This window comes from Shewanella oncorhynchi (assembly GCF_012584455.1).
Lineage (GTDB): Bacteria > Pseudomonadota > Gammaproteobacteria > Enterobacterales > Shewanellaceae > Shewanella > Shewanella oncorhynchi.
In genome coordinates this window covers 139928-166494 of sequence record NZ_JABAEB010000011.1, presented here as the reverse complement: position 1 = coordinate 166494, position 26567 = coordinate 139928, and the positions used below count along the sequence as shown (strand labels likewise).

Annotated in this window: 21 protein-coding genes; 7 read left to right on the top strand and 14 right to left on the bottom strand. The window is 47.0% G+C overall.

The genetic code is table 11. The features are described 5' to 3' along the window. Position 1: 1 nt before the first annotated feature. From rsmE to HGO26_RS17460, 7 genes are all read left to right on the top strand, one after another. The gene (gene rsmE / locus HGO26_RS17490) at positions 2–733 is read left to right on the top strand and encodes a 16S rRNA (uracil(1498)-N(3))-methyltransferase (RefSeq protein ID WP_168826804.1); all 732 of its coding nucleotides are present in this window, start codon (positions 2–4) and stop codon (positions 731–733) included. Positions 734–826: 93 nt separating this feature from the next. After that, entirely contained in the window at positions 827–1780 is a 954-nt protein-coding gene (gene gshB, locus HGO26_RS17485) for a glutathione synthase (RefSeq protein ID WP_168826802.1), read from the top strand. A gap of 74 nt (positions 1781–1854) precedes the next feature. Next, positions 1855–3177, top strand: coding sequence for an alkaline phosphatase (locus tag HGO26_RS17480; protein WP_168826800.1), 1323 nt, complete (start codon positions 1855–1857; stop codon positions 3175–3177). A 184-nt stretch (positions 3178–3361) separates the two neighbouring features. After that, complete coding sequence (locus HGO26_RS17475; RefSeq protein WP_168826798.1) at positions 3362–4405, top strand: methyltransferase; 1044 nt, start codon at positions 3362–3364, stop codon at positions 4403–4405. Positions 4406–4884: 479 nt separating this feature from the next. Continuing rightward, positions 4885–6573: a flagellar assembly protein A gene (locus tag HGO26_RS17470; RefSeq protein WP_168826796.1), complete on the top strand. Its 1689-nt coding sequence runs from the start codon at positions 4885–4887 to the stop codon at positions 6571–6573. Positions 6574–6820: 247 nt separating this feature from the next. Further along, a complete protein-coding gene (locus HGO26_RS17465; protein WP_028759298.1) occupies positions 6821–7198 on the top strand; it encodes a DUF4144 family protein in 378 nt (125 codons plus the stop codon). A gap of 231 nt (positions 7199–7429) precedes the next feature. After that, positions 7430–8572: a site-2 protease family protein gene (locus tag HGO26_RS17460; protein WP_168826794.1), complete on the top strand. Its 1143-nt coding sequence runs from the start codon at positions 7430–7432 to the stop codon at positions 8570–8572. A gap of 114 nt (positions 8573–8686) precedes the next feature. On the opposite strand, the gene HGO26_RS17455 is transcribed toward HGO26_RS17460, so the two are convergent. From HGO26_RS17455 to HGO26_RS17390, 14 genes are all read right to left on the bottom strand, one after another. Then, entirely contained in the window at positions 8687–10150 is a 1464-nt protein-coding gene (locus HGO26_RS17455; protein WP_168826792.1) for an efflux transporter outer membrane subunit, read from the bottom strand. Positions 10151–10157: 7 nt separating this feature from the next. Continuing rightward, positions 10158–12176: a MacB family efflux pump subunit gene (locus HGO26_RS17450; RefSeq protein WP_168826790.1), complete on the bottom strand. Its 2019-nt coding sequence runs from the start codon at positions 12174–12176 to the stop codon at positions 10158–10160. Between the two features lie 2 nt (positions 12177–12178). Then, on the bottom strand, positions 12179–13411 hold the full coding sequence (locus HGO26_RS17445; protein WP_168826787.1) for an efflux RND transporter periplasmic adaptor subunit: 1233 nt from the start codon (positions 13409–13411) through the stop codon (positions 12179–12181). A gap of 541 nt (positions 13412–13952) precedes the next feature. Continuing rightward, complete coding sequence (locus tag HGO26_RS17440; RefSeq protein WP_131525061.1) at positions 13953–15002, bottom strand: EscU/YscU/HrcU family type III secretion system export apparatus switch protein; 1050 nt, start codon at positions 15000–15002, stop codon at positions 13953–13955. A gap of 21 nt (positions 15003–15023) precedes the next feature. Next, complete coding sequence (gene sctT / locus HGO26_RS17435; protein ID WP_028761721.1) at positions 15024–15824, bottom strand: type III secretion system export apparatus subunit SctT; 801 nt, start codon at positions 15822–15824, stop codon at positions 15024–15026. A 2-nt stretch (positions 15825–15826) separates the two neighbouring features. Next, positions 15827–16096, bottom strand: coding sequence for a type III secretion system export apparatus subunit SctS (sctS, locus tag HGO26_RS17430; protein ID WP_012197161.1), 270 nt, complete (start codon positions 16094–16096; stop codon positions 15827–15829). Next, a complete protein-coding gene (gene sctR / locus HGO26_RS17425) occupies positions 16093–16743 on the bottom strand; it encodes a type III secretion system export apparatus subunit SctR (protein WP_012197160.1) in 651 nt (216 codons plus the stop codon). The genes sctS and sctR overlap by 4 nt, the downstream gene beginning before the upstream one ends. Before the next feature lie 119 nt (positions 16744–16862). Beyond that, positions 16863–17783, bottom strand: coding sequence for a hypothetical protein (locus HGO26_RS17420; protein ID WP_168826784.1), 921 nt, complete (start codon positions 17781–17783; stop codon positions 16863–16865). Between the two features lie 4 nt (positions 17784–17787). After that, positions 17788–18234: a hypothetical protein gene (locus HGO26_RS17415; RefSeq protein ID WP_168826782.1), complete on the bottom strand. Its 447-nt coding sequence runs from the start codon at positions 18232–18234 to the stop codon at positions 17788–17790. Continuing rightward, positions 18227–18628, bottom strand: a complete 402-nt coding sequence (locus HGO26_RS17410; protein ID WP_168826780.1) for a hypothetical protein — start codon at positions 18626–18628, stop codon at positions 18227–18229. The genes HGO26_RS17415 and HGO26_RS17410 overlap by 8 nt, the downstream gene beginning before the upstream one ends. 16 nt (positions 18629–18644) lie before the next feature. Then, positions 18645–19976 carry an EscN/YscN/HrcN family type III secretion system ATPase gene (locus tag HGO26_RS17405; RefSeq protein ID WP_028761718.1) on the bottom strand — a complete coding sequence of 444 codons (1332 nt, stop codon included), beginning with the start codon at positions 19974–19976 and terminating at the stop codon, positions 18645–18647. Between the two features lie 12 nt (positions 19977–19988). Then, on the bottom strand, positions 19989–22046 hold the full coding sequence (locus HGO26_RS17400; protein ID WP_028761717.1) for an EscV/YscV/HrcV family type III secretion system export apparatus protein: 2058 nt from the start codon (positions 22044–22046) through the stop codon (positions 19989–19991). After that, positions 22046–22405: a type III secretion apparatus gene (locus tag HGO26_RS17395; RefSeq protein ID WP_012197154.1), complete on the bottom strand. Its 360-nt coding sequence runs from the start codon at positions 22403–22405 to the stop codon at positions 22046–22048. Before HGO26_RS17395 ends, HGO26_RS17400 begins: the two co-directional genes overlap by 1 nt. A gap of 118 nt (positions 22406–22523) precedes the next feature. After that, positions 22524–26567 carry a type III secretion system effector BopA family protein gene (locus HGO26_RS17390; RefSeq protein ID WP_168826779.1) on the bottom strand — a complete coding sequence of 1348 codons (4044 nt, stop codon included), beginning with the start codon at positions 26565–26567 and terminating at the stop codon, positions 22524–22526.

Here is a 26567-nt window from a genome sequence, read left to right as displayed (position 1 = left end):
AATGAGAGTCCCAAGAATTTATCAACCTCAGCCATTAGCCATCAATCAACAGTTGAACTTAGACGAAGATGGCGCGGCCCATATCGGCAAGGTGCTACGCATGGGCAACGGCGAACATATCAGTCTATTTAATGGCGATGGCAATGATTATCTTGCTGAAATTGTCGATGCAGGTAAGAAGCATGTCACAGTAAAACTGATCTCCTGTGAGGCCAATTTATCTGAGTCGCCACTCAACTTGCACTTAGGCCAAGTGATTTCCCGTGGCGATAGAATGGAGTTCACCATTCAAAAATCCGTCGAGCTTGGCGTCAATACGATTACGCCGCTGTTTTCAGATCGCTGCGGTGTGAAACTCAACGGCGAACGCCTAGAGAAAAAAATTCAGCAATGGCAGAAGATCGTCGTGAGCGCCTGTGAGCAATCGGGACGCAGCCAAGTGCCCGTGGTTCGCCCAGCGATGGACTTACACGATTGGTGCAGTGAGCCGACCTCAGCGCTTAAACTCAATTTGCATCCACGTGCCGCACACGGTATCAATGGCTTAGATTTGGCGCATACCCGCGTGCGACTATTAATTGGCCCAGAAGGCGGTTTGTCGGCGGAAGAAATCGCCATGACAGAAACCTATCAGTTTACCGATGTGTTGCTTGGCCCCAGAGTGCTACGCACCGAAACCGCCTCGCTCACCGCCATTACGGCACTGCAACTCAGATTTGGTGATTTAGGCTAGACCGTCCACAACCGCACACTGCGGTGGTATGGCACCCCATTATCCAATAAATGCTTTTTTGCCTGCAAACGGCGACAAATAAGGAACAGATTAATGATAAAACTCGGCATAGTGATGGACCCCATCAGTGAGATCAACATTAAGAAAGACTCCAGTTTTGCCATGTTAATGGCCGCGCAGGAAAGAGGTTATCAGCTGTTTTATATGGAAATGGCCGATCTTGCCATGGTCAACGGTGTGGCTATGGCCAATATGCGTCCGTTAACTGTTTTCAATGATGCGAGCAAATGGTTTGAACTCGGCGAAGCTACAGACACGCCGATGAGCGAACTCGACGTGATCTTAATGCGTAAGGACCCGCCATTCGATACTGAGTTTATCTACGCAACTTACATGCTTGAACGCGCCGAAGAACAAGGCGTGTTGATCGTTAACAAGCCGCAAAGCTTACGTGATGCTAACGAGAAACTGTTTACCGCATGGTTTAGCGAATTCACGCCAGAAACGATCGTAACCCGTGATGCCAAACGTATCCGCGCTTTCCACCAAGCGAAGGGCGATATTATTCTTAAGCCACTTGATGGTATGGGCGGCACCTCGATTTTCAGAGTGAAGCAGGACGACCCAAACCTTGGGGTCATCATAGAAACCTTGACCAGCTATGGCCAACAATATGCCATGGCGCAAGCCTTTATCCCTGAGATAACCAAAGGCGATAAACGCATTTTAGTGGTCGATGGTGAGCCTGTGCCCTACGCCTTGGCGCGTATCCCAATGAAAGGCGAAACCCGTGGTAACTTAGCGGCAGGCGGAAGCGGTGTGGCTCAACCTTTATCCGACAGCGATTGGGCAATTGCCCGCGCCATTGGTCCAGAACTTAAAAAGCGTGGACTGATTTTTGTCGGCCTCGATGTCATTGGTGACAAGCTGACTGAGATCAACGTAACCAGTCCAACTTGTATCCGTGAGATCCAAGCAGCATTTGATGTCGACATCACAGGCATGTTAATGGATGCTATTGAAGCACGCATTAACACCAAAGCATAAAAATTTACCAACGAGTTTGTTGATTTAAGGCGCTTTGACATCACAAGCGCCTAGCCACTTTCTAGGGATGTGATATGAGTTTCACCAAAGCGCCATTCTTGTTACTCGGCATAGGTTTATTACTATCGACTCCGACTTGGGCCAACATAGAAACAGGTCCAACGAAAGCACCGTCGCGTCCCAAAAACATTGTCATCATGATAGGTGATGGTATGGGACCGTCTTACACTAGCGCTTACCGTTACTACAAAGATAACCCTGACACAGAGGAAGTCGAACAAACCGTATTCGACCGTTTACTTGTAGGGATGGCGAGCACTTATCCCGCCAGTGTCAGTGGTTATGTTACCGACTCAGCCGCGGCAGCAACTGCGCTCGCCACTGGCGTTAAATCTTACAATGGGGCGATTTCGGTCGATACCCAAAAGCAACCGCTGCCGACCATACTCGAAAAAGCCAAATCCCTTGGCCTCAGCACAGGTGTGGCTGTTACATCCCAGATAAACCACGCCACGCCTGCAGCCTTTTTAGCCCACAATGAGAGCCGTAAAAACTACGACGCCTTAGCACTCAGCTATCTAGAAACCAACGCCGATGTATTCTTAGGCGGTGGTCAAAAATACTTTACCCCTGAACTATTAGCGCAATTTAAAGCCAAGGGTTATCAACATATTACTCGTTTTGAAGACCTCGCCAGCATCACCCAACCTAAAGTGCTAGGCTTGTTTGCCGAAGTCCAATTACCTTGGGCGATTGATGAAAAAGATGCGAAAAAACTCAGCACTTTAACCCAAAAAGCGCTCCGTTTACTGTCGCAGAATGACCAAGGTTTTGTACTGTTAGTCGAAGGAAGCCTCATCGACTGGGCGGGTCACAATAACGACATTGCCACTGCCATGGGTGAAATGGATGAATTCTCCAATGCCATTGAAGTGGTTGAGCAATTCGTGCGTGAACATCCTGATACCCTGATGGTGATCACCGCCGACCATAACACCGGTGGCCTATCGATTGGCGTCGATGGAAAGTACAACTGGAACCCTGAAATCCTACGTAACATTTCAGCCAGTACCGACACATTAGCCTTAGCCGCCATCAGCGGTGAACAATGGCAGGCCGATCTCGCCCGCGGTTTAGGTTTTGAGCTCAACGAAGAAGAAATCGCAAAATTAACGGTCGCCAGAATGCAGGGATTAGAAACCATCGCGGTTGCAATTCGCCATGTTATTGATAAGCGAACTGATACAGGTTGGACAACCGACGGCCATACAGGCACAGACGTACAAGTGTTTGCCGCAGGTCCCGCATCTGAGCTGTTTAACGGCCATCAAGACAATACTGATATCGCCAATAAGATTTTCAGCTTATTGCCAAAACCGAAGAAACCTAAGAGCTAAGCGTTAATCGATTCCTTTCATTAAAGGCAATCACATAAGGCAACCGCATAATGCAGTTGCCTTTTTTATTGGGTCTTTTTATTAGGGATTTTATTAGGTCTTAGCGCAGTGATTCGATGCAAACTGGCTCGGGCGTGAATAACGGGTATAATGCCCACACTTAAGTTTATAGGTGCCTGTAACTGTGTTAACTAATCCATCGCAAGTCATTATTCGTAATCAAGACAGCCTAAGCCAACATAAGGTGTTAGTGCTCAATCATGAAGCCGATCTACTGCCCAAAGCCCTGCTCGATGTCGCGGCCTCGGTCGATGCCCTCGCCTTGGATTACCACCATTATTTACACTTAGCGCCGCACGCGAATTCAAAACTGCGTTGCTACTTCGGCCACGAACTGCCACATCAAGACCCAATTAAACCAGAAAAGTACGATACGGTTATCGTTTATTTCCCCAAGGCTAAACCCCTCGCACCTTATCTGTTTAACCTCGCCGCCAGCCATCTTGTGCCTAACGGCCAGCTATTAGTCGTTGGGGAAAACAAAGGCGGGATTAAGTCTTTAGTGAAGCTTTTGCCTGAGTATTTTGCGACGGGGATGAAACTCGATAACGCCCGCCACTGCCTGCTGTTTGGTAGCAATTTAGAGGGCAGCGCCCCGGCAATGAAACTTAGCGACTGGGTCAGTCAGTATCAACTCATAACGCCGCAAGGCGAGATCAGTATCTGTAATTTAGTCGGGGTATTTAGCGAAAAACGGTTAGATCTCGGCACTGAATTATTATTGTCACACCTACCAACACTCTCGGGTCGAGTGCTCGATTTTGGTTGCGGCGCAGGCGTGATCACCGCCGCTCTACTAAAAGCACAACCGAGCCTATCCCTAGAATGCGTTGATATTAATGCCATGGCGTTAGCTTCTTGTGAACTCACCCTCGCGGCCAATGGCATGACAGCCAAAGTGTATCCATCCGATGGGCTCACGCAAACCACAGGAAAATTTAACGGCATTATCTCTAATCCGCCGTTTCATGATGGCCTCGCCAGCACCACCAGCATAGCGCAGAACTTTGTCACCGATAGTGCTAAGCAATTACAACATAATGGTATTTGGCAAATAGTCGCCAATCGCCACCTGCCCTATTCCGATATTATCGCCGCCGAATTTGGCCAATTGAAAGTGGTTGCCGATAACAATAAGTACAAGTTGTATTACTTCCAGCACAAATAGATGTTTGATTAAAACGCGCAGATGCTTTCGCTGAAGCGCGTTATTGGCAACCCAGCCACTCACTCTTATCCCAATCCCTGTTTGTTTTTAGATAAAACCTCCCTTTCATCGTGTTACAAAATTCAATATTGTGATCTGCCGCATGCCAGCGATTCTGACAATCCCCCACTTATAGTCACTCAACAGCCGTCCCTAACATAGGGATTCGATTTAAAACATCAAAATAATGGTTAAACCCAAAATCAATATAAGTTGTGGTTTATTCAGTAATTTTTGTTATAAAACCAGAGATAACACTGATTATAAGACTCAATTTTTTATAAAAAACTATTTTAAAATTCACTCATAGACCATTAACAACAAAATGACAACATTTGCTGATTTTGCAGCCAAAAAGGCTTCTTTACCCTAAGTTTCTACTGTTATACTCAAAACAGCTTCTTAAACAAGAATAAAACGCAATTACTAGGAATGCCCCTATGCTGGACCCTGAACTCATAGAGCTAAACAGCGATAAGACAAAAGCTGAATTGCGCCTGATCCCTAATGTCCATGGTCCAGTCACCCATGAAGACATAATGCGCCTGTTGTCTTTACCTGAATTCGCCGCCCTGTTTCCGCTAGAGCCAGCCATTACTAAAACCGTCGCTAAAATCAACTCTCTTTGTAATCAAGACGATGGAAAATTTGAGCTCTATACTACTTTGGCCGAACGTCGCGATGGCAGCATAGCTATCGAGATTAGTCCCGATAAAATGCAAGCCAGCCTTAAACTTACCGCAGCATGGGGTGGTAAACAGATAGATTTGCCAGAGATCCTCACTCACCTCAAAAAAAACAACGTCTGCATGGGGCTAAGCAAACTCAAAATTCAAGCTCTACTAAAGCAACTCAGCACACTCAAGCCAGGGGAAATCTGCCAAAGTGAAATAGCCCAAGGCAAAGCCCCTGTTAATGGACTCAATGCGGTATTAGAACGCAAAGTATTCCTTGCGCGGGAGCGCTTGCTTCAGCCACAAGAGCGCGAAGATGGCAGTGTCGATATGCGCAATTTAGGCGCAATGATCGTTGTTAAAGCCAATGATCTCTTGATGGTTAAACATTTAGCCACCGAAGGCACTCCGGGCTACAACATCAAGGGCGAAGTCCTTAAACAAAAACCAGGTAAGGATGCCGTGCTTCAAGCGGGTACAGGCACAGCCTTTCATCCCAAAGATCCCAATAAACTGATCGCCACAGTGCCGGGACAACCCGTCGAAACCCGTACAGGTATGAATGTCGATGATGTACTGCAACTTAAAGACGTCGACATCAGTACAGGCCATGTCACCTTCAAGGGCAGTATTTTAATCACAGGTGATGTCCACGAGGGCATGATAGTTAAAAGCTCAGGCGATATTACCGTGATGGGGTTTGTGGACTCCGCCACCCTTGAAGCGGAAGGCGATGTCACTGTGAGTAAAGGCATCATTGGCCGCCAGATTAAAGCCAATGAATACTCTACCAATATCTATTCTCAAGGGCAGATCAGCGCCCAATTTGTGCAATATTCTCAATTAGTTGCCAAAGGAAATATCTTAGTCACTAAACAGTTGCTGCACAGTAATACCAAAACCGCCGGCAGTTTAACGGTCAGCGATCCTAGCGGTCGTCGTGGCGATCTGGTTGGCGGAGTAGCACACGCTGAAAAAGGCATCACGGCGGTTGTCATAGGTGCAACGGCAGGGACTAAAACTGACGTTTACTGCGCAATGGGACAGGCTGAACTCAAGCAAGATCTCAAGTTACTCGATGAGAGCGTTAAAGCTATGGTCGTCGCCAGTTTAGATATCGAGGCTCGCCTCAATAAACTGCCCCCCAAGTCAGAATGGCAAGCTGACGCGGTTATGATTGAGCAAATCAAGATGATGCTTGATGAGAAGAATCGCATCATGGACGAACGTACCCGTGAAGAGCTTGAATTCGATACCTTTAAACAAGAAGTCGAAGGCTACTACGAAAAATACCGCATCGAAGTGCTTAAACACGTATTCCTTAACGTTGAGCTGCATATAGGTCCAGCAAATCACCGTACGGCACGTGAACACGGCACTTGTTGTATTGCCAATGTTAATCAAGAGATTAACTTTGACTATAACGCCAAGGCAAAAGCTGTACCGAGCACATAAGGTTCACTAGGGTTCTTAACTTATTGCCCGCTCAGCCAGTGCTGAGGCGGCTTTCGCTCGGCAGCCAAACCTCTGAACTCGTTCAGGCCTCTATCTATCTTCTCCAAGCGTGGCATACTGCTCACAGATAAACGCACGCAGCAGTATGCCAAGTCACCTTCTTGCAAAATCCTAATCCTTGTCTACTGCCGCCGATTGATCTCAGAGAATACCTCAGAGCCCATTTTAAACTTCCTAAGGATCTGAAATGACTAGCGTTAAGATGTCGAGTATTGAATGGCCAGCGATTGTAAAACTGACTCAAAATGACGAATTACTTTACCTAGAACATCAAAGAGATTGGCTCGAACTGGCCTGTCTCTATCAGCATCACTTCATCGAAACCGATCAATTATTAGACTCCAAAGGGCAGCGATACCTTATCAGTGCCTGTCCACAAAAAATCCATGAAGATCCTGTTGGCGAATTACCTCGATTACTGCGCCAAAAACAGGATTTGCCACTCAATGAATTTATCAAATGGGTTCAAAATCATGCCCAAGCACTAGGACAATGTTGTGTCGCTAAACTGGCTTTCACGACAATTGCCCAAGGCATCGAAATTGTTCGTACCCTCGATGAATAAACAGCAAACACATGATAAGCCATAATAAATGGCTATCAATGACTCAGTTAATCAATAAAAAACAACATGACCTTAAAAGCTAATATCCTCATAATCAATTCACAGGCATAATTTGCCGCGGTGTAACAGCGCTAAGCCAGACGGTAAAGCGCTTAAGATGCACTCCAAAATAACCGTTTTCTGCGTCGACTCAAGGGATGACGTTTAAGTTGGCACTAAATATACAAACAGATGGAACCGAAATTGGAACTACTTAAGATTGACTGCTTAGGCAAACAACTGCGCTTAGAAGGCTCGCTCGCGGGCTGGCAACAACTCTACTGGGACAACACCTTAGTCTCACAAAAAGAAGCTTCCGTCGATAATGGCGGCCTCAAAGTCCATGTCTTTGAACTCACCCACCACAGCAGCCCATTGGTGACAGAAAGTGGTGAGCAAGCCATCGCCATAACAGAAGCTAAAATCCAAGTTCGCCTCGAAACCGATCTCGTTTGGCAGCCTTTCCGCCTCGATTACTGCTTGCTGATGGATGACAAGATTATCGACCAAGGGCGACGGACAGAGAAAGATATCGAACGCCAAACACCAGAAACGCCCATCGTTAAACAGCAAAAAATCAGCATGATAGGACTCGCCTCCCTCGGCTTTAAGCTGTTAAAAAGCGCTAAAGTCATAAAGGTAGTGTTAGCGGGCGCCAGTGTTGCCGCTTATTCTTGGCTATTCTCCTTCCAATTCGCCCTCGCACTTATCGCCTGTTTGGTATTTCACGAATATGGCCATATTCGCGCAATGAAATATTTTGGGATGAAAACCAAAGGGATTTACCTTATTCCCTTTATGGGCGGACTCGCGCTCTCCGATGAAAAAATAAATACACGTTGGCAAGATGTGGTGATTTCCATCATGGGGCCAACCTTTGGGCTCTTGATGTCCATCGCTTCCTTGATTGCTTACCACGCAACAGGCAATGTGTTTTTTGCTGGCCTTGCCGCCTTTAATGCGCTGCTTAACCTATTTAATTTATTGCCTATTTTGCCACTCGATGGCGGCCATATTTTAAAGAGCATTAGTTTTTCGATGAACAGCATCATGGGGCTGGTCGCCTGCGCCGCCGGTGCCGCTTTCGGAGTGTATATCAGCTACACCTTAGGCTTAGCGCTATTGGGCTTCTTACTGTTGATTGGCAGCTTAGAAATCATTTTCGAATGGCGAACTCGTCATCAAAGCCATCTGCTGCCATTAGACAGATACGGGCAAATCTTCTCGGTCATTTGGTATTTGCTCACGGTTGGTGCCTTAGTCGGCATCATCTGGCACTTAGCGGGAACGGGCGATGATATGCTCAGCTTGCCGCTGCAAATATTACGCAGCTAATCCGCTTAACGGCTAAGCACAGATTCAAACACTCACCCTGAGCAATATAAAAAACCGCTATTAATAGCGGTTTTTTATTTTTCTGTCGCGCTGTGATGCTTTTACAAAAATGCGCTATTCCTTTGCCAAAGGCGGAGCGATATCGCTGCCGCCAAGGGCTTGATAAAGCGTCGCTTGGGCGGTGAGTTGGTTATAGCGATTCTCGAGTAAAGCCGCCTCGGCGCTGCGACGATTCTCTTGGGCATCAATCCAATTCTGAATACCGATAGCGCCATTGCGGTACTGGCTCTCATAAATGGCTTCAACGGCTGCCGCGGCACTGAATTGCTGCGCCAATTTCTCCCCTTGATAGCGATATTGCTGCTTAGCCGAAATCGCGTTATCGACATCTTCAAAGGCGGAATAAAGCGTCTTGCGATAATTCACCACTGCGGTTTGATAATCGATATCGGCAATGTCATTATTGATTTGCATTTGATTCCACTGCAAAAAGGGTAAGACTAGCCCAGCGCCTAAACTGCCAACGGGATTACGTAACAACTCTTTTAACTCAGAGGTCGACTCCCCAACACCGCCGGTTAAACTCAGGCTTGGGAAATAACTCGCATAGGTCGCATCTTTACTCGCCAAGGCGGAGCGCAGTTGATACAAGGAGGCCTTCACATCTGGGCGTCTCACTAATAAATCTGCGGGTACACCCACGCTAACGTCCGGCACTGCTACGTCTGGGAGTTGCTTAATCTCAACCCAAGTTCCCCCTGAAACTAAACTCTGCGCAGGAACAGCTGCAGGTGCCTGATTCAGTAATATCGCGAGGGCATTTTTAGCCACAGTTAATTGCTGAATAAGCTGGCTATGGGCAGCCTCTTGTCCCGCCATACTGCGCTGAGCTTCAAGCACATTCACTTGCGTCACGGCCCCAGAATCATACTGCCTTTGGGTTAATGCCAGCGTTTGCTGACTGTACTCGATACTCTTTTGGCTTAAATCAATCCGTTGATTTAAATAACCTATCTGCCAATAAAAGGATGCGGTGGTCGCCACTAGGCTTTGGGTGGTACTTTCTCTATCTTCGGCGCTCGCCAGCGCCGCCCATTGAGCTTGGTCGATATTGGCCGACACTTTGCCCCACAAGTCCACCTCATAACTCACGGACAATTTTGCTTGATAACTCTTAGTCGCATCGCCACCCTCAAGTGGCTGATTACGGGAAGCGTCAAGGTTTGCCGATAACTGTGGGTATAGATCATCCCGCGTTAGTCCTGCCTGCAAGCGTGCCTTACGCAGCGTTAAGGTCGCTAGGGTTAAGTCATTGTTAGTGCTCAATACTTGGCTGACCAGCTTATCGAGCTCGGGCTGATGAAACTGCTGCCACCAAGGATCAACTCTCACTTGCTCGTTCACTGTGGTGTTTTGCCACTGTTCGGGAATAGCCAATGCAGGCGGTTCAAAGTCTGAACGCATAACACTGCCACAACCACTCAGTAGCGCTATGCACAGAGCTGATCCCAAAGCCGTGCAAACAGCAATAGCACAGCTACGAGGTGAAAATGGTCGATTAAATAGTTTATTATTCATGGTGTTATTACTCTCTAGCTAGTGCGTCAACGGGATCTAACTGCGCCGCATTGCGGGCGGGTAAGAAACCAAATAGCACACCAATTAAGGTCGAGCAGGCAAAGGCGGCAACGATGGAGGTGGTGGAATAAATCATTTGGAAACTGCCTCCCGTTTGAGCAAACACCACGCCAATTAAGTAGGACAAGGCGATGCCTAAGGTGCCACCACACAAACACACTAAAATGGCTTCGATAAGGAACTGGCGCAAAATATCGTTCTGGCGCGCACCCACGGCCATACGAACACCGATTTCACGGGTTCGCTCAGTCACAGACACTAACATAATATTCATCACCCCAATTCCGCCAACGACAAGGGAAATCACCGCGATAGCCGAGATCAGTAAGGTCATGGTTGCCGTGGTTTTTTCAATGTTCTGCCTAATGGTATCGGTATTAATGGTGAAGAAATCTTGCGTGCCGTGGCGCATTTTAAGCAGCGCGATAATGCCCTGCTCCGCCGCGTTACTCGGCACAGTTTCATCGAGTCGAACGGTAATACCATCCAAATAATTTTTACCCACCATACGGCCAGAAACTGTGGTGTAAGGCACCCACACATTAAGCGCATCGCTGTTACCAAAAGCACTTTCTTTAGGTTGAGTCACACCTATGATACGTACGGGTAAATCTCCAAGGAAAATCACTTGCCCTATCGCCGAGTTATTGTCGGCAGCGCTGTTAGGAAAAAGCTCCTTACGGGTGTTGTCATCAATCACCGCATCTTGGGCGAGCGATGCGACACTTGCATCATCCCAAAATTGGCCCTGCGCTAACTCGTACCCTCTTACACGGAAAAACTCAGGCCCCACACCATTCACCGATGCCGATACCGCTTTATTACCAAAACGAACCGTTGCAGTAGAGCCAATGCTTGGCGTCACGCTATCAACATAGGGCAGATTTTTAAGGGCATTGGCGTCCGTTGCGGTTAAGGTGCGCACCCGCGCCGAGCGTCTATCGCCAAAACCAGAACCGGGGCGAATATCAATCGTGTTAGTCCCCATCGAACTGATACTTTTGAGAATGGCCTGCTGCGAGCCTTCACCTAAGGCCACCACAGAAACCACTGAGGCGATACCGATAATAATCCCGAGCATAGTCAAGAAGGTACGTAACCTGTGGGTCGACATCGCCACCAGCGCCATTTTAAGCGCTTCGACATATCTGTCCCACGAAGCCACCCGCGCACGCGAGCCATCTTTTGCTGCCACTGCATCGTTAGGCTTTTGTGGCGCCGTATTTTGTAACGTTGAGCTTTGCGACGTCGAGCTTTGTGGCTTAGCCGTCTGTTTATCCTGACTGCGTTCATCGCTGATGATCACGCCGTCTTTGATTTCAATAATGCGGTCGGCATATTGGGCCACGTGCATATCATGGGTCACGATAATGATGGTATGACCGTCGCTGTGCAGCTCCTGCAACAACTGCATCATTTCTTCGCCGCTGTGACTATCCAACGCACCCGTCGGCTCATCGGCAAGGATCACATCGCCGCCATTCATCAAAGCGCGCGCCACACTGACCCGCTGTTGTTGTCCGCCACTGAGCTGATTGGGTTTATGGTCAAGCCTGTCGCCAAGGCCTAAACGCGTTAACAAATGCTCGGCCCTGTCTTTACGAACCGTGCGTTCTTTACCCGCATACACAGCAGGCACTTCGACGTTGCCTATGGCGGTCAAATCGCCCAGTAAATGATAACGCTGAAAGATAAAACCAAAGTGCTCGCGGCGCAGCTGTGCTAACTCATCAACGTCCATAGTCGAGGTATCTTGGCCATTGATAAAATACGCGCCCTTTGACGGCTTATCTAAACAACCAAGAATGTTCATTAGGGTCGATTTACCCGAGCCAGAAGCACCAACTATCGCCACCATCTCGCCACGGCCAATCGACAAGTTCACATCTTTCAGCACAGTGAGTTGCTGCTCACCCGCCTGAAAAGTGCGATAACAACCTGAAATTTCAAGTAATGCCGTTGTCACTGTTAAAACCTCACGCTAGGTGGGCGACGTAATTTACTGCTGCCATCATCGGAAGACGGCATGCCAAGCACAACCTGATCGCCTTCCTTCAAACCCGCGGTGATTTCAGCATTGATTTTGTTGTTAATCCCCACAGTGACATCCACATATTGCACTTGGTTATCAACTAATACAGGCACTTGATATTGCGGGCCGCTGCGGGCTTTACGCTCGACAGGCTTAGCCTCTGGCGCCGCGGATTTCTCCCTCGGCTTTATACGCAATATCTGCGCAGGCACTAATAGCGCATCATCGGCCTTAGCTAACACTATAGACACCTGCGCCGTCATGCCGATACGCAAGGTACGGTCAGGGTTTTCTACATCAAACAGACCATGGTAATAAATGGCGTCTGAGTCGCTAGAGCTCATATTGCTATCGTCGCCATCCATCGAAATCGGCCCAGGCTCAATCGCCCTCAAAACGCCACGGTAGGGATGATTCGGTTTTCCAAGAACCGTGAAATACACGGCTTGACCCGGATGGACATTGACAACATCCGCTTCGGAAATCTGCGCTTTAACTGTCATGGTATCCAGCTGCGCCATTTCAACTATGGTCGGTGTCGTTTGATTGGCGTTAACGGTTTGCCCCACTTCCACCGCGGAATACACCACAGTGCCATCCATCGGCGCGGTAATTTTGGTATAACCTAAATCGATTCTGGCACTGTCGACGTTAATCTCAGCCTGTTGTTTTTGCGCTTCTAATTGCTCAAGCTCGGCTTGATAAACCGTTAGATTAGCATCGGCCACTTCATAATCGGCACGAGAACTGGCCTTATCGGCAAGCATTTGCTGCTGGCGGCTAAATTCCAATTTAGCTTGGCGGATCTGCGCCTGTTTAGCACGGAACTGAGCATTGATACTCTTGAGTGATGCGAGGGCATCCTTCAAATTATTCTGCTGCGCTAGGCTATCAATCTGAGCAATCAAATCGCCTTTCTTTACTTCATCACCCAGTGCCAGCGGCAAACTTAAGATTTGCCCCGATACCTGTGCGCCCACACTCACCAGTTTGGATGCCTGCAACATGCCATTGGCCAGCACTGAGTTTTCGATATCGCCACGGCGCACCGCTTCAGTCACATAGGTAGGTGCCGTTTCAGGCTTATGCCACATAAAATAAGCACCGCCACTAAGGAGTATTAAGCCGCTTAACGCGAGCAGCAATTTACGCTTTGAGGATTTTTTCATCGGTATTGTCGTGTCCATCAATGCTAAAGACAGCAAGCATTCATCTTGCTAAGGAACTGAAATTGTTCCAACAGTATATAGAGTTAGCCAAAGACAGTAGACGAAGGAAGTGTCGTTAACAGGTAAAGATTTGCAAATATCTGTGTAGAAATTGACAAGGAAAGCACGATTGAGTGGTGCTTAGACTGCCATGCCAATTTAGTGCGATACCAAATCGTCAGGTGATAAATTGTTGTTGTCTACATTCTATGACTGTGCCACTTGTGGTAGTTCAGCCATTCAAACGAATCTAGATACAGACTTCATTTGATTCTTTTTCAAGAAAAATCAACGTCGTGGTGCTTCACCCCACACTTGCAGATACCATATCTCTGCGGCGTGCGTAAACCTAACTTAGTGCAAATTCAGAGTAATATTTTGGTAAAATTGATTACTTCAAACAATATTATGCGTGGCTACTTATTTGAATTTCATAGATTCATTATGGGATTCGTAAGAGACAATTATCATCAAGGATTCTATTTGATTACAGTAAGACATGTTACTCCATATTATCATAGGATATTGTCATCACTAGACGTAAAAGCTCTGCTACGGGTTCAAATAGGCTCTCTGGAATCACGTCTCCTGCCTCAACGTGTTTAAATAAGGCGCGGGCCAATGGAATGTTCTCGACAATTGGCACCCCAGCTTTCTCAGCTAATGCCACAATGTGTAAGGCCATGTGATCTTCGGCTTTTTCAAGCACTTTAGGCAACGGTGTCTCACCTTCACTATAATACAAACACACGGCAATGTGGGTTGGATTACGCACAACCACTGTGGCTTTGCGAACGTTACTGGCAAGACTACCAGACGCCACTTCTCGCTGGGTTTCGCGGCGTTTTTGTTTCATTTCGGGGTTACCTTCAGAATCTTTGTATTCTTGTTTGGTGTCATCTTTAGACATTTTGAGTTCTTTCATTAGGCTATAGCGTTGAAATGCATAATCAGCGATCCCAAATATTAAGTAACATCCTAAAAAGCTGCCCCAGAGCCAAGTGATCATGGTCGAAATCACACTGATACCGCAGGCTTCTCCGCATAAAGGCAAGTATTGAAAGGCGTTAACGTAACGATGGAGCAGATAGTAAAACACTAAACTCAGCACTGTGACTTTAACGAGATTTTTAGCAAGCTCAAACAGACTTTTCAGTGAAATAAGTTGCTTAGCATTATTCATGACATTGAGTTTATCCATGCTCGGCATTATAGACTCAGCCGCCCAAACGGGACCTGTTTGGACTAAGTTCCCCACCACAATGGTAAACACGAGTACTAATGTCAGCCCACCTAAAAAACGTAATGCCAGCATGGCGAAGGTACCAACGATTTGCTCGGCCGCAGTTTCAAGGGGAAGATTGATGGCGTGAATGGTTAAGTCGATTAACGCCATAATGGCTTGGACGAGTGCAGGCCCTTCGTAGAGAAAGTAACCGAGAATGATCGCCATCTGTAACCCTGTGACAATTTCAGCACTTTTAATGACCTGACCGCGATTTCTCGCTTCTCGTAAACGTTTTTCTGTGGGTTTTTCTGTTTTCTCGGCCATAGGTCATATCCACCAGGGGCACTAGTGCCCTGCTAAGAGTCCAAACAAAATATCTACGTGCTGCTCTACCCCAGAAATGGTCTGCAGGTAATGGGACAAAGCAAACTGTAAGCTGTAGATCAATAACAGTAAGACCAAAGCACTTTTAATGGGCATAGACAAAAAGAAGACGTTTAACTGCTGCGCCGAGCGGTTTACTAGCCCTAAGGCTACGTCGACTAAGATCATAATCACCATGGCGGGCATGGCAAAACTGAGACATAGTTGGCACATCAATTGCCACTCATGGGCTATAAACACCATCAAGGGCTGGCTTAGCGTTAAATTAAATCCTGGGGGTAATTGTTGATATGACTGATAAAGTGCAGTTAGCAGAAAATTAAAACCACCCGAGACTAAAAACAGCACGGTAAGAACTTGAGTAAACAGCATGCCATAAATCGATGATTGCAGTCCCATCAATGGGTTAAGTACAGTCGACATGGATGCCCCCCGCATTGTGTCAATTACAAATCCCGCCATATCTATGGCCCAAAAGGGAATGGCGGCACAGAAACCGAGTAACATGCCTACAATAATTTCTTTGCCAAATAGGCTGATGAGCATCCAAGTGTCGGCCTGCTGCAGTATCGGCTGCATTTCATCCATTGCCAGCACAGTAGGTAAAGCAAACATTAAAATCAGACTATTACGGATTAATGCGCTCCCCATTGCCCCCCCTTTAAATAAGGGTAATAGCAGCATCATGCCTAAAGGGCGCATCATACAAAGTGCCAACACCGGAAGCTGTGCTGTTAATAGGTTGGGTAGCAGAGTTGTCATCACTACCCCCCCATTTGGCTAATTTGATCGAAAGCCATGCTGGCGTAATTCAACAGTGAACTACCCATCCAGTGATAACAGACCACAAGTGTCACGCACACGGCGATGAGTTTGATCAGAAACTGCAATGTTTGATCTTGGATTTGGGTCAGGGCTTGAATAAGACTAACCAAAACTCCGACAACTGAGGCCACGATAACAACAGGTAGCGACAGCAGTAACACCATCCACAGTAGTTCAGAGGTGAAATGTACTATGATAGTTTCACTCATGAGAATGACATCATTAGTTGACTGATCAGTTTTTCCCATCCACCCATCAAGATAAAAATCAACAATTTAAACGGTAGGGCTATCGTCATGGGTGACACCATCATCATGCCCATTGCCAGTAAAATATTGGAGACGATAAGGTCAATTGCGACAAAGGGAAGATAAATGAGTAAACCTATCTTAAATGCCTCTATGAGCTGACTCATAGTAAAGGCAGGAACCATCACTAACAGTGAGTCTTTGGTCAGCACTTGCTGGTATTTTTCGGGCCAGACCTTATGGCCAATATTGGCGAAAAATTCAATCTGAGTATTGCTGGTATTTTTTTCGAGAAATGCGCGGTAGGGTGCTATGGCTTCAGTGTTGATTTGCTCAAATACATTGGGTGCATCGAACACTATAGGGGTGGCTTTTAGATTGTCATTGATTGCCATCCCCACGGGTGCCATGGTGAACAGAGTAAGAATTAATGCGAGGCCGTAAATTGCCATATTGGGTGGGATCTGCTGGATCCCTAAGGCGTTACGTAACATAGAGAACACAATTGCCAATTTCAAGAATGAAGTGCCCATCACGGCGAACAGCGGCAGCAGTGACAAGCAAAACAACATAATGATCAATTGGATTGGATGATCGAGTAAGGTCATGGAAACCTCCTTTGTGGCTAGGGTTCCATCATGGCGCGCTTTGTGATTGACCTGTATCAGGTGAAGACCTTAGCTAACTAAAAACCGCTGACATATCCGTAAAAGCAACACCATTCCCCTTATACTAGAGCCTCGATTTGTGCGAGTAATCCCGACTCTCCACGCAGGAGATTAATACTTGCCAGAGTTTGGTACAGCTCTTGACCGTACTGATGACTGAACCGTCCTAAACGCACTTGATTATTCAGCGTAACCTCTAGCGTTAACTTGTCACCCGTCATCATAGCGCCGAGCTTAGCCAGAGGCAGACTCACTCGACCAATATCGGCGATCAAAGGGGGCTGAATAGCGTCCATCTTAGGCAATAAAGACACAATTTCGAGTTGTGCTTGAGGACCATCAATAGGGGTGATGAACTTGATCTTAGCCAACGGTCCATCCGCCCATAACAGCGCTTCCCCCTGCTCGATTTGCACATCACCATCGAGCCATAAACCCCCGCCTATTTCGGGTAAGTCAGGTGTAGGGGTTATTTGGGGCACAAAACCGGCCACTAAACTCAAACTAACATCCACCGTTTTACCAGAGAATGCTGACCATGACTCAACTTGGCTCTGCCAGTCCTCTTGCGGCCAATCAACTAAGACACAAGCCAATTGAGTGGCACTCTCCACGTCGCCTTGTTCCAATTGCGTAGTTTGAAGCGTTAGCACGGGATAAATATCTGGCACCAATCCAAATGGCTTAGGGACTTCTTCAAGGCAATCGACCAACCATTCACCCGCTACATCAAATGCTGCCGCACTAACACAGGGCAATAAATCACAAGCAATCTCAGCCGAGGAAGTTACGCCAGTCACTGCGGTTACCCACAGTTGCCAATCCTGTTTAGAACACCACAGACCCGATCCTGATGGAGCATTGCGTCTTTGCCAGAATACTCCATCGCCCCCGATACGCGTCAGTTCGATTTGGCAAGCTTGCTGTGCTAGGCCACGGCCTATGACTTGGCTAGCATTGATCAGTTTATTGATGTTCATTCATCTACCTCGTCACTGCTGTGTTGGTTGGCATAAGATCTAAATGAATAGCAAAGCGTCGCCCTTGTAGTTGCTCGCTGAGTTGAGGTAAGAGTCTTGCGAGCAGTTCCGATTGACGCGCTGTCTTAGGAAACAACTGCAATTGAATTCCTCGAGGTTGGTAACAGGCTTGGATCACTAATCCCATCATAGGGCCATTGAGCAAGCGATAGCATAGTTGCTCACCTTGCCGGATTACTTCGGCCGCTCCTTGTCGGTACACACCACCATCGCGGCTGAGTAGTGCCTTAGCGGTAAGCCGATCTTTGGTAGATAGAGTGTTGTCATCTTCCTGTTGACCGCAGAAATAACGGTTAAACAAGCGACGCATTTCTGGATCCGACTCTTGTCTGGCTTCGACACTGGGGAAAGATATTTTCGATGTTCGCACTATCGCCATAGGATTATTCATCGACAACCTCCTGCAGTTTTTGTTGGGATTTAACTAACTGAAGAATCGCCTGCTGCATATGCACCATAATGGACTCCAACTGCTCTTTTTCTATTACCAACATCTCAGCAGTTTCGGCTAATGTCCTTTCTTTTTGGTATTCTTTCATTAAGGTCAATTTAAAAGTGATTAGCTCAGTTGGAGTTAATATTTGTTCTGGCATCTGCTGCAGACGCAGCCGATTAGTTTGCGCTTGCCGCTCGAGATTGATGAGGATTTGCCTGTCAAGTAGCTCCCTGAGTTTTTGCCTATGTAAGGCTAGCTCTCGGCGCAATTTAGCTTCTTTGTCACTACGAATTGCGAGTAATCGCTGTAATAATTGCTCGTCTTTCGCTGTAAGTTGGGATGGGTTCATTATTGAGTTCCTCCCATTAATGGCTTAAAAGCAATAATTTCAATTTTTGTAGTGTCTCTTCATAGGGACTGAATTCATTGACTGATTGACACAAAAACTGCTGAATATCCTGATGGCGAGCCACTGCTTCATCGGTTTCTTGATCTTCACCTTGCACGTATTCACCCACTCGGATGAGTAATTGAACCTCTTGATACAATGCCAGTAACTGGCGCATCTTGGCGGCATGACACCGCTGCTCAGGGCTAACAATCTGATCCATTACCCTGCTGACACTGGCATTGATATCAATTGCAGGGTAATGGCCCGCTCCCGCGAGTCGACGTGATAGCACTATGTGTCCATCAAGTAAGGAACGAACTTCATCGGCGATAGGCTCATTCATATCATCCCCTTCAACCAGTACGGTATATATGCCAGTGATACTACCTTTGGCTGCAGGGCCAGCTCGTTCGACTAAGGCCGATAAATTGACAAAGACACTTGGAGGATAACCGCTCGACACTGGGCTCTCGCCAGCCGCCAACGCAATTTCCCTCGCACTGCGGGCAAATCGGGTCAGTGAATCCACCATCAACAGCACATTTTTACCTTGATCGCGAAAGTACTCAGCAATGGTCGTTGCCGTTAGTGTGGCTTTCATTCGCTCAAGCGGAGGACGATCCGATGTAGCAACCACCATCACAGTGCGCGCTCTTGCCTCTGGCGTGAGGTTATATTCGATAAACTCACGGACTTCACGGCCACGCTCGCCGACTAAGGTCAGTACAATCACATCCGCTTGGCAGTGCGCGGCGATCATGCCAAGTAAGGTACTCTTTCCCCCTCCTGCAGCGGCAAAAATACCAATCCTTTGGCCGATGCCACAGGCGAGGGCGCTGTCAATAGCGCGGATCCCCATGGGCATGACAGTATCAATAAGTTGTCGTGATAATGGATTAGGTGCAGAACCTTGGTTAGGCCTTAATGACGTTGCAGTCAGTCCATAGCCATCCATAGGAGCACCAAGGCCATCGACCACTCGACCAAGCAAGCCTTGACCTAAGGGGACTTGATGCCCATGGCCTAAGGTTTCAACTAATTCTCCACTGCATAGTCCAGCCGTAACGTCGAAGGGCGATAACAGGGCTTCATCGCCTTTTACCGCAACGACTTCGGCGCTGAGGCGATTACCAATGAGACAAAGCTCTCCTTGATGTGCACCGGGCAAAGTTGCACGCACGAGTGTGGCCCCCACTTCTTGAACTTTGCCGAAATAGCGAACCGATGGAACAGGCAACAAACTCTGAGTGGCGAATAAACTAGGTTCGAGTTGTGCATAAAGTGTTTCTTTACTGGGTAATTTCATCTATCGCCTCCATTAGCTCGCCAGTGCGGCATCGAGTACCTCACCCACTAAGTCCACTTGGCCTATGACTTTTATTTCTGCATCGTCGCCTAATTCCTGAAACGACAAAACGGGTGTGCTAAATAACTCGCGTTCTACGATTTTTCGCAGGTAACGGCGCACATCGAGCGAAGTCAACAGTACACAGGTTTGTTCCGGTGGCAGCTGTTCTTGAATGCAGGTTAATATTTGCTGAGTTTGTGCCATGTCCAAGGCCGAATAAGAGCCAGCAGTCGATTGTCGTATCGATTCACGGATCACATTTTCAATTCCTTCTCCAACCATGAGCACAGCGATCCAACCTTGTGGGGTAGCAAACTTGCGGCGAATATGACGGCGAAGCGCAATCCGTACATACTCAGTTAACATGATGATGTCTTTCTCCTTTGGCACCCATTCGACTAAGGTTTCAAAAATAGTTCGTAAATCGCGCACCGAAATCCCCTCTTCAACTAAGCGTTGTAGGATCTCGGCGACCTTTCCTACTGACAAGAGGCGTTGAAGTTCCTTGACGAGCTCACCGTAGCGAGCCTCCATAGCATCCATTAAATACCGGGTTTCTTGTACACCAATAAACTCCCCTGCATAGCGGTCGATCACTTTACCCATCACATAAGCGGGAATTTGCTCATCACGACAAACAGCTAAACCTTGGGCTTCCGCCTGTTCAAGCGCATTACCTTTGATCCAATGCAATCTTTGATTACTAAAAGGGATGGACTCGACACGGCATGGAATCGTTGCGATGGAGTCAATCAAAAGGGCTTCCTGTGGTACTAGCTGCAATTGCAATACAGATTCTTGGTACAAGAGCACATCACAACAACCTAGGCTTCCTTTCTTCGCTATTTGTAATTGGATTTCCGGTAATGGCACGCCCAATTGTTCAAACCATTGCCAACGTAGTTTTTGCAGTGCCTCTTTAACCCCATGGATAGGCACATCGGCTCCAAGATATAAAATCAGTGGTACAGCCCCTGGTGCCATATTGTCGACATTGGCCGTGTCACTTTTGCCTGCTTCAGTGAAATGGCTCTCCTCTCCTTGAGCACTTGCTCGTTTTTGCTGACGCTTCAACCACAATGAAGCCCCTAAAACGACCGACCCGAGAGTGCCGAAGACTAAAATTGGGAAGCCAGGGATTAAAGCAAAGATGAACATGACTATCCCGGCCATTTGCAATGATGCAGGTTGACGCCCTACTTGCATCACTAATTCGTTGGCTAAATTCTGTCTCTGCTCTCCAGGAACTCGGGTCACAATTAAGCCTGCAGTGACTGAAATCAGTAACGAAGGTATTTGGGCTATCAAACCATCCCCGACAGACAAGACTGCATAGGTATTTAATGCTTCAGCAGCCGACATATTGTGCTGCATGACACCGACAGCGATACCACCAATGATATTAGTTAAAATGACAATAATACTGGCTATGGCATCGCCTTTTACAAACTTCATCGCGCCGTCCATCGCGCCATAAAGCTGACTTTCTTTTTGAACTTGTGCACGTTGACGCTTTGCCTCTTTAGCGTCAATGATGCCAGCACGCATGTCGCCATCGATACTCATTTGCTTACCAGGCATACCATCGAGGGAAAAACGTGCACTCACTTCCGCCACCCGCTCAGACCCCTTAGTGATAACGATAAACTGCACTATGGTGATGATGGCAAAGATAATAATTCCGACCGCTAAGTTGCCGCCGACCACGAAGTTACCGAAGGTGTATACAATATCTCCAGCATCATGCTGCAGCAAAATTAAACGACTGGTACTGATAGTAAGTGCCAGACGATATAAGGTTGTGATCAATAGTAGGGATGGAAATACTGAGAACTCTAAAGGGTCACGGATGTATATGGCGATCATCAATAACACTATGGACAAGCCAAGGTTTAAGGCAATTAATACGTCGATCAAAGGTGTCGGTAGAGGCAAGATCATCATAAATACAGCTACCATTAACATGGCACTTAAGATGATATCGTGACGCCCTGCGGCTTTACTTAACCAACGACTGATGAGGTTCATCATTGACCTCCTATGAGCATACGATTTAGGAATTTTTGTTGCAGTTGGTACAAGTGGTACCAATCATGACCCTGGTGTGTCGATGGACAGAGGCAACTGATCATTAAACGGTTTTTGACGATGAACAATCGCTGAACTCTGCCCGCAAAAGCTTCTGGATGCCAACGTGATAAATAAGGTTTGAGATCACGTGCGGGAGTGTTAAGCAACCAAGTCGTCATCAATAATCGTCCTTGATGGCACTCGAGTAACACTCCGTGTGGAGGCCAATGGCATTCAATGCGTTCCTCAAGCTTCACAGGCCAGCGATTCACTAACCGAAAAAATTGTTCGAGGTTGCGCATTAGTAGTAAATCCATATCGCTTCTCCAGCATTAACTCTCGGTCTTATCATCTCCCAGACAATAAAAAGCGGGTATCAGGTGAACACCTGAATACCCGCAAGTACTAAGTCAACAGCGATTCAACCACTATGGATTATCGAGAAGAGTTCTCCATCAATAAGGCCGCATCGATTTCTTCCATACATTGCTGTAATTGTGCTGGTACTATGTCAAGTTCAGCAACCCATTTCATAGCCCGCTCGACTGCTTTCTCCCTGTCTATTGCTTGATTAATTTCTATTTCGTGACTTTTATCATTAGCATATTGTTGCATGCTTTGAATAAAGATCGCCTGCTGCGCATCACTATCGAGGCCGACTAATTGCGGCAGTAAATGTGCTTTTAGCGCGGCTTGGTGTTGTTCAAGCCCCAATACATCCGCCATCGATTTGGGGATTTCTGGGGTTCCTGATACGCTGTGAGCAATTGTCTTAATTATTGAAGTTTGAGATACGGGAGTATGAGCCAATTGCGCGAACGCTTGCTCGATTCGTTTTTCTGTCATTTCAGCCTCGGCCGCGCGGGCAGTATCGGCCATGCCTAAAAAATTAGCCCCTTGCAATGTCGACACCACAGCCTTAGAAAAATAGGCGCCTGCCATTAATCCTCCCAATCCAAGCCCCACAGCTGCCACTATTCCGACGCCACCAGTCCCTAAGGTAAACAATGCCGCCGCGATCGCTCCCGCCGATACCACAGAGGCAACCACAAGTGTCGTCACCACAGCAAAGACTTTGGCTCCCGTTGAAGCATGTTTCCACCAATTAACGATATCTGTGAGTGCACGCTTAACTGCACCGACTTTACCGACTTCAAAACAATCACGGGAGACTGTACCAACATCTTGCAGGGCCTGCCGCTGTAGCATATAGCCAGCGATGGCCTCACCACGAGCACTAAGCCCGCCTTCTGCCTGCATGCCTTTAATTAAAGCATTCACCATAACTTCACTGCTACGATACGCACGCATGTTATTGGCAAGCTGACGTTCTGACCAAGTTTGCAGGACGCCGCCAACTAAGCCGACGACAGGTGTAGCAATCCCTGCGCCAGGAAACATCATCCCAAATACACCGCTTACTAAAGGCCCACCTATGCCTGTATTAGCAGCCCCTTTCGCCCCACCCGCAATATACGGCGCTAACTGTGCCATGTGTAATAACGCAATCATTTGCGGTGTCATAGCGAAATTCGTTTTATCCGGCAGCTCTTCTCTCTTGCCTTGCAGAATATCGTGCACTTGGTTTTGTACCGTCCCGGTTTGCCACACTGTGGTGACAGTGTTAACCAGTTCCATTCCAAAGGTCCCTGGGTTGGCCAAAATAATATTGTAGGCTTGCGTTAAATTGCCTGCGAGCTCACGTGCCTCGATCGGATGTGCCATCGACCAATTATGCAGGTCGCCCAGTGCAGCCATCATGTTTTGAGGCGAGGTTAAAGCTGACACATTTGCTACGCTAGCTTTCGAGTCTTTAACACTTGATGCTAAAGCGAGATAAGCCTCCGCGACACTGCTCATGTTATTTTTGGCCAGCTGTCTAGATAAAATAAGTTCTTCTAAACTTGGACGATATTGGGAAGACCAATTGCCGGCAAACTTTTGCACTAACCAACTTTGCCATGCATGCCCACTCGCCATCCCCCCCTGATCTGGATAGCCGCCATTATTTTTTGCTGCAATTGTGGCCTTTTTCAGCTGTAACAAACCATGTTGGTAGGCATCATCGAGATCTTCAATAGAGCGATTAACTTCGGCTAACTGGTGAGTCACAGTGTGAAAAGCTCGCAGTTCAGGGGAACTTGCCTCAGGTTCGGCTAAAGTGAGTACTAGCCCTTCACCATATAACTGCTGTAAATGTGCGGTCAATTTTTCCAGTTTAGCCGATAAAAGATGCTGCTCTTGAGTTAAGGCGCGCACTTTTTCATTATTAGTTTGTAATTCAGGAAGATGGCTAAGAAAATAACTTAAATTGACCTCGGCACGTTCAGCATTTGTTTCCCTCCTAACTTGCGCGAGTTGCTGGGTTAACGCCGACAATTTAGCGACATTATTTCCCGCTATCACTAGCACATCTTGTGCACTCTGCAGTCGATTGAGTCGCTCAACTAAAGTTCGGGTCGCATCTTGATCCGCACTAATTTGCACTAGCTCTTGGGTTAGCTGATTGCGCACCGTCTCAGAGGGAACAGCCGACAGCAACTCGGTCACGGCTCGGTGATAATCATTACACAAGGCAAGACGTTCGGTCAGAAAACTGTGATAACGAGCTTGATCTTGCTCAATCTGTGAGACTAGTTGCAGGTTGTTAACATCATCAAACAACGAAATATCTTGCGAATTATTTGGGCTAAAGCTGATGGAGCTCACTCCCTCGAACCAATTAAGATGATGCTGAGTTTGTAGAACTTGCTGCGCTAAACTTGCCACTTGAGGAGGTAAAGTATAGCTATCGAGCTCATTTCTTAGTGTCTGCTCAAGATCGAGATCATCAAAGTTAACAGGCTCATCGAACTGTAAACGACTGCCTTTCTCGACATATTCTTGTCCGCCAAGATACAGTAATGTTGCGGTGAGATCTTCGAAATGGACCTCTTCCCCAGAAGGGTTGATAGCCTTATACAATATAGTACTGAGTTGGGTTCCAGCCTGTTTCACTGCAGCTAAATGATCTTCGATTTTCACTTGCTTGCCGACAGCGATTAGCGCTTGTTCGCTAAGATTACTGGCCCGAGTAAGGCAGTCGGCCAGTAAGGTTTGTGCTTGTTCTAGCTGGATTAGATGTTGCTCGGCTTCAGCCTGTTGCGCTTCAAATGGAGTCTTAAATGACGAACTCATGGCTAGAGGTTCTTGTATGGGGTTTAGCACAAACTGGTTAATAAGTAATACTAAGCTTTTGATCTCTGGCATTATTTTTTTTTGCCCTGAGACTTCGCTGATGTTCTCCTCATTGAGCATAGAAACTAAGCTTGCCGCTATATATTCAACTCTCTCTGTCTGACTGAGTTCATTTTGCATTAAAGGGGAAAACAGTTGATAACTACTCACTAAAGTATCCGCTGTCAGTTTGTTTTGTAGTGAATAGGGAAGCTGGGCATGAAACTCAGATAAGGCTAGGCGCATCGGGGTCGATGCTAATAAGGCTTGCTCAAATGTCTGCATTGCCGTAGTTAACACATCATATTGCGATAATCCCAGATTGACTTCGGCCAGTAGCGGCGACAGAACACTGCTCTGCTCCACCGACAAATTAGCTTTCAATTCAGCGACTAGGGTTAAAGCCTGCTTAATTTGCACTAGCCCAAATTTGACATGATCACGCATTGCAGTCAGTTCATCGCTGCTAATCAAGGGATCTCGACTCTGATTTAAGTTCTGTATACATGTCGCTAGCTGAGTGTCGCTAAGTACTTGATTATAATTTTTAATAGCTTGTTGTAAGGTTTTAATGGGTTCAGGTTCTGAATACACCCAAGACGCCAGCCAAGTTTGAGTGGTCGGCATAGTTAATTTTTGAGGTACTGGTGTAGTTAACAACTGCTTAAGGCATTGATTCTGTGTGTGTAAAATATCCTGTGGCGTAATAAGCTGCTGGCTTAAAATATGGAAAGCCGTTCCCCTGATGTCTTTATCGACGGATATAGGTTCTGCTGAAGGTTTAAGCACTGATGGGCTGAGCGTTTGCTTCTCCGACGATTTGGACTCAATCCCGCTCTGGGAAGGTAAAGCAAGAACTTTGAGCGTATCTTCATTAGTCTCGCATATGTTTAAAGGAGGGAGCGGCATAAATGCTTCACACCGTTCGGTGAGTTGCTCGATCGTGCGCAGAGTTAATGGAGTATGACCGGACAAATCGACAGCATCTACCATATCCAGTGCAATATCATGACCAAATCTTACCGCCAATGCCTGCAAGAACACGCCCAACACTTGCTTATTATCGAGTGACAAGCCATTGACATAATCTTGGACCGCTTGGGTATTTTTGAGTAAAGGAATATGGCTCAGCATGCTAAGTAATTTTTCTTTAAAGCCTTCTTTGGCAACTATAATCGTCGGTATACCCTCGGGGGTATCGACTAAGGAAAGACGGCCGTCAAGCTTAGCCGCATGACTAAATGCACTGATATCTAAGGCCAT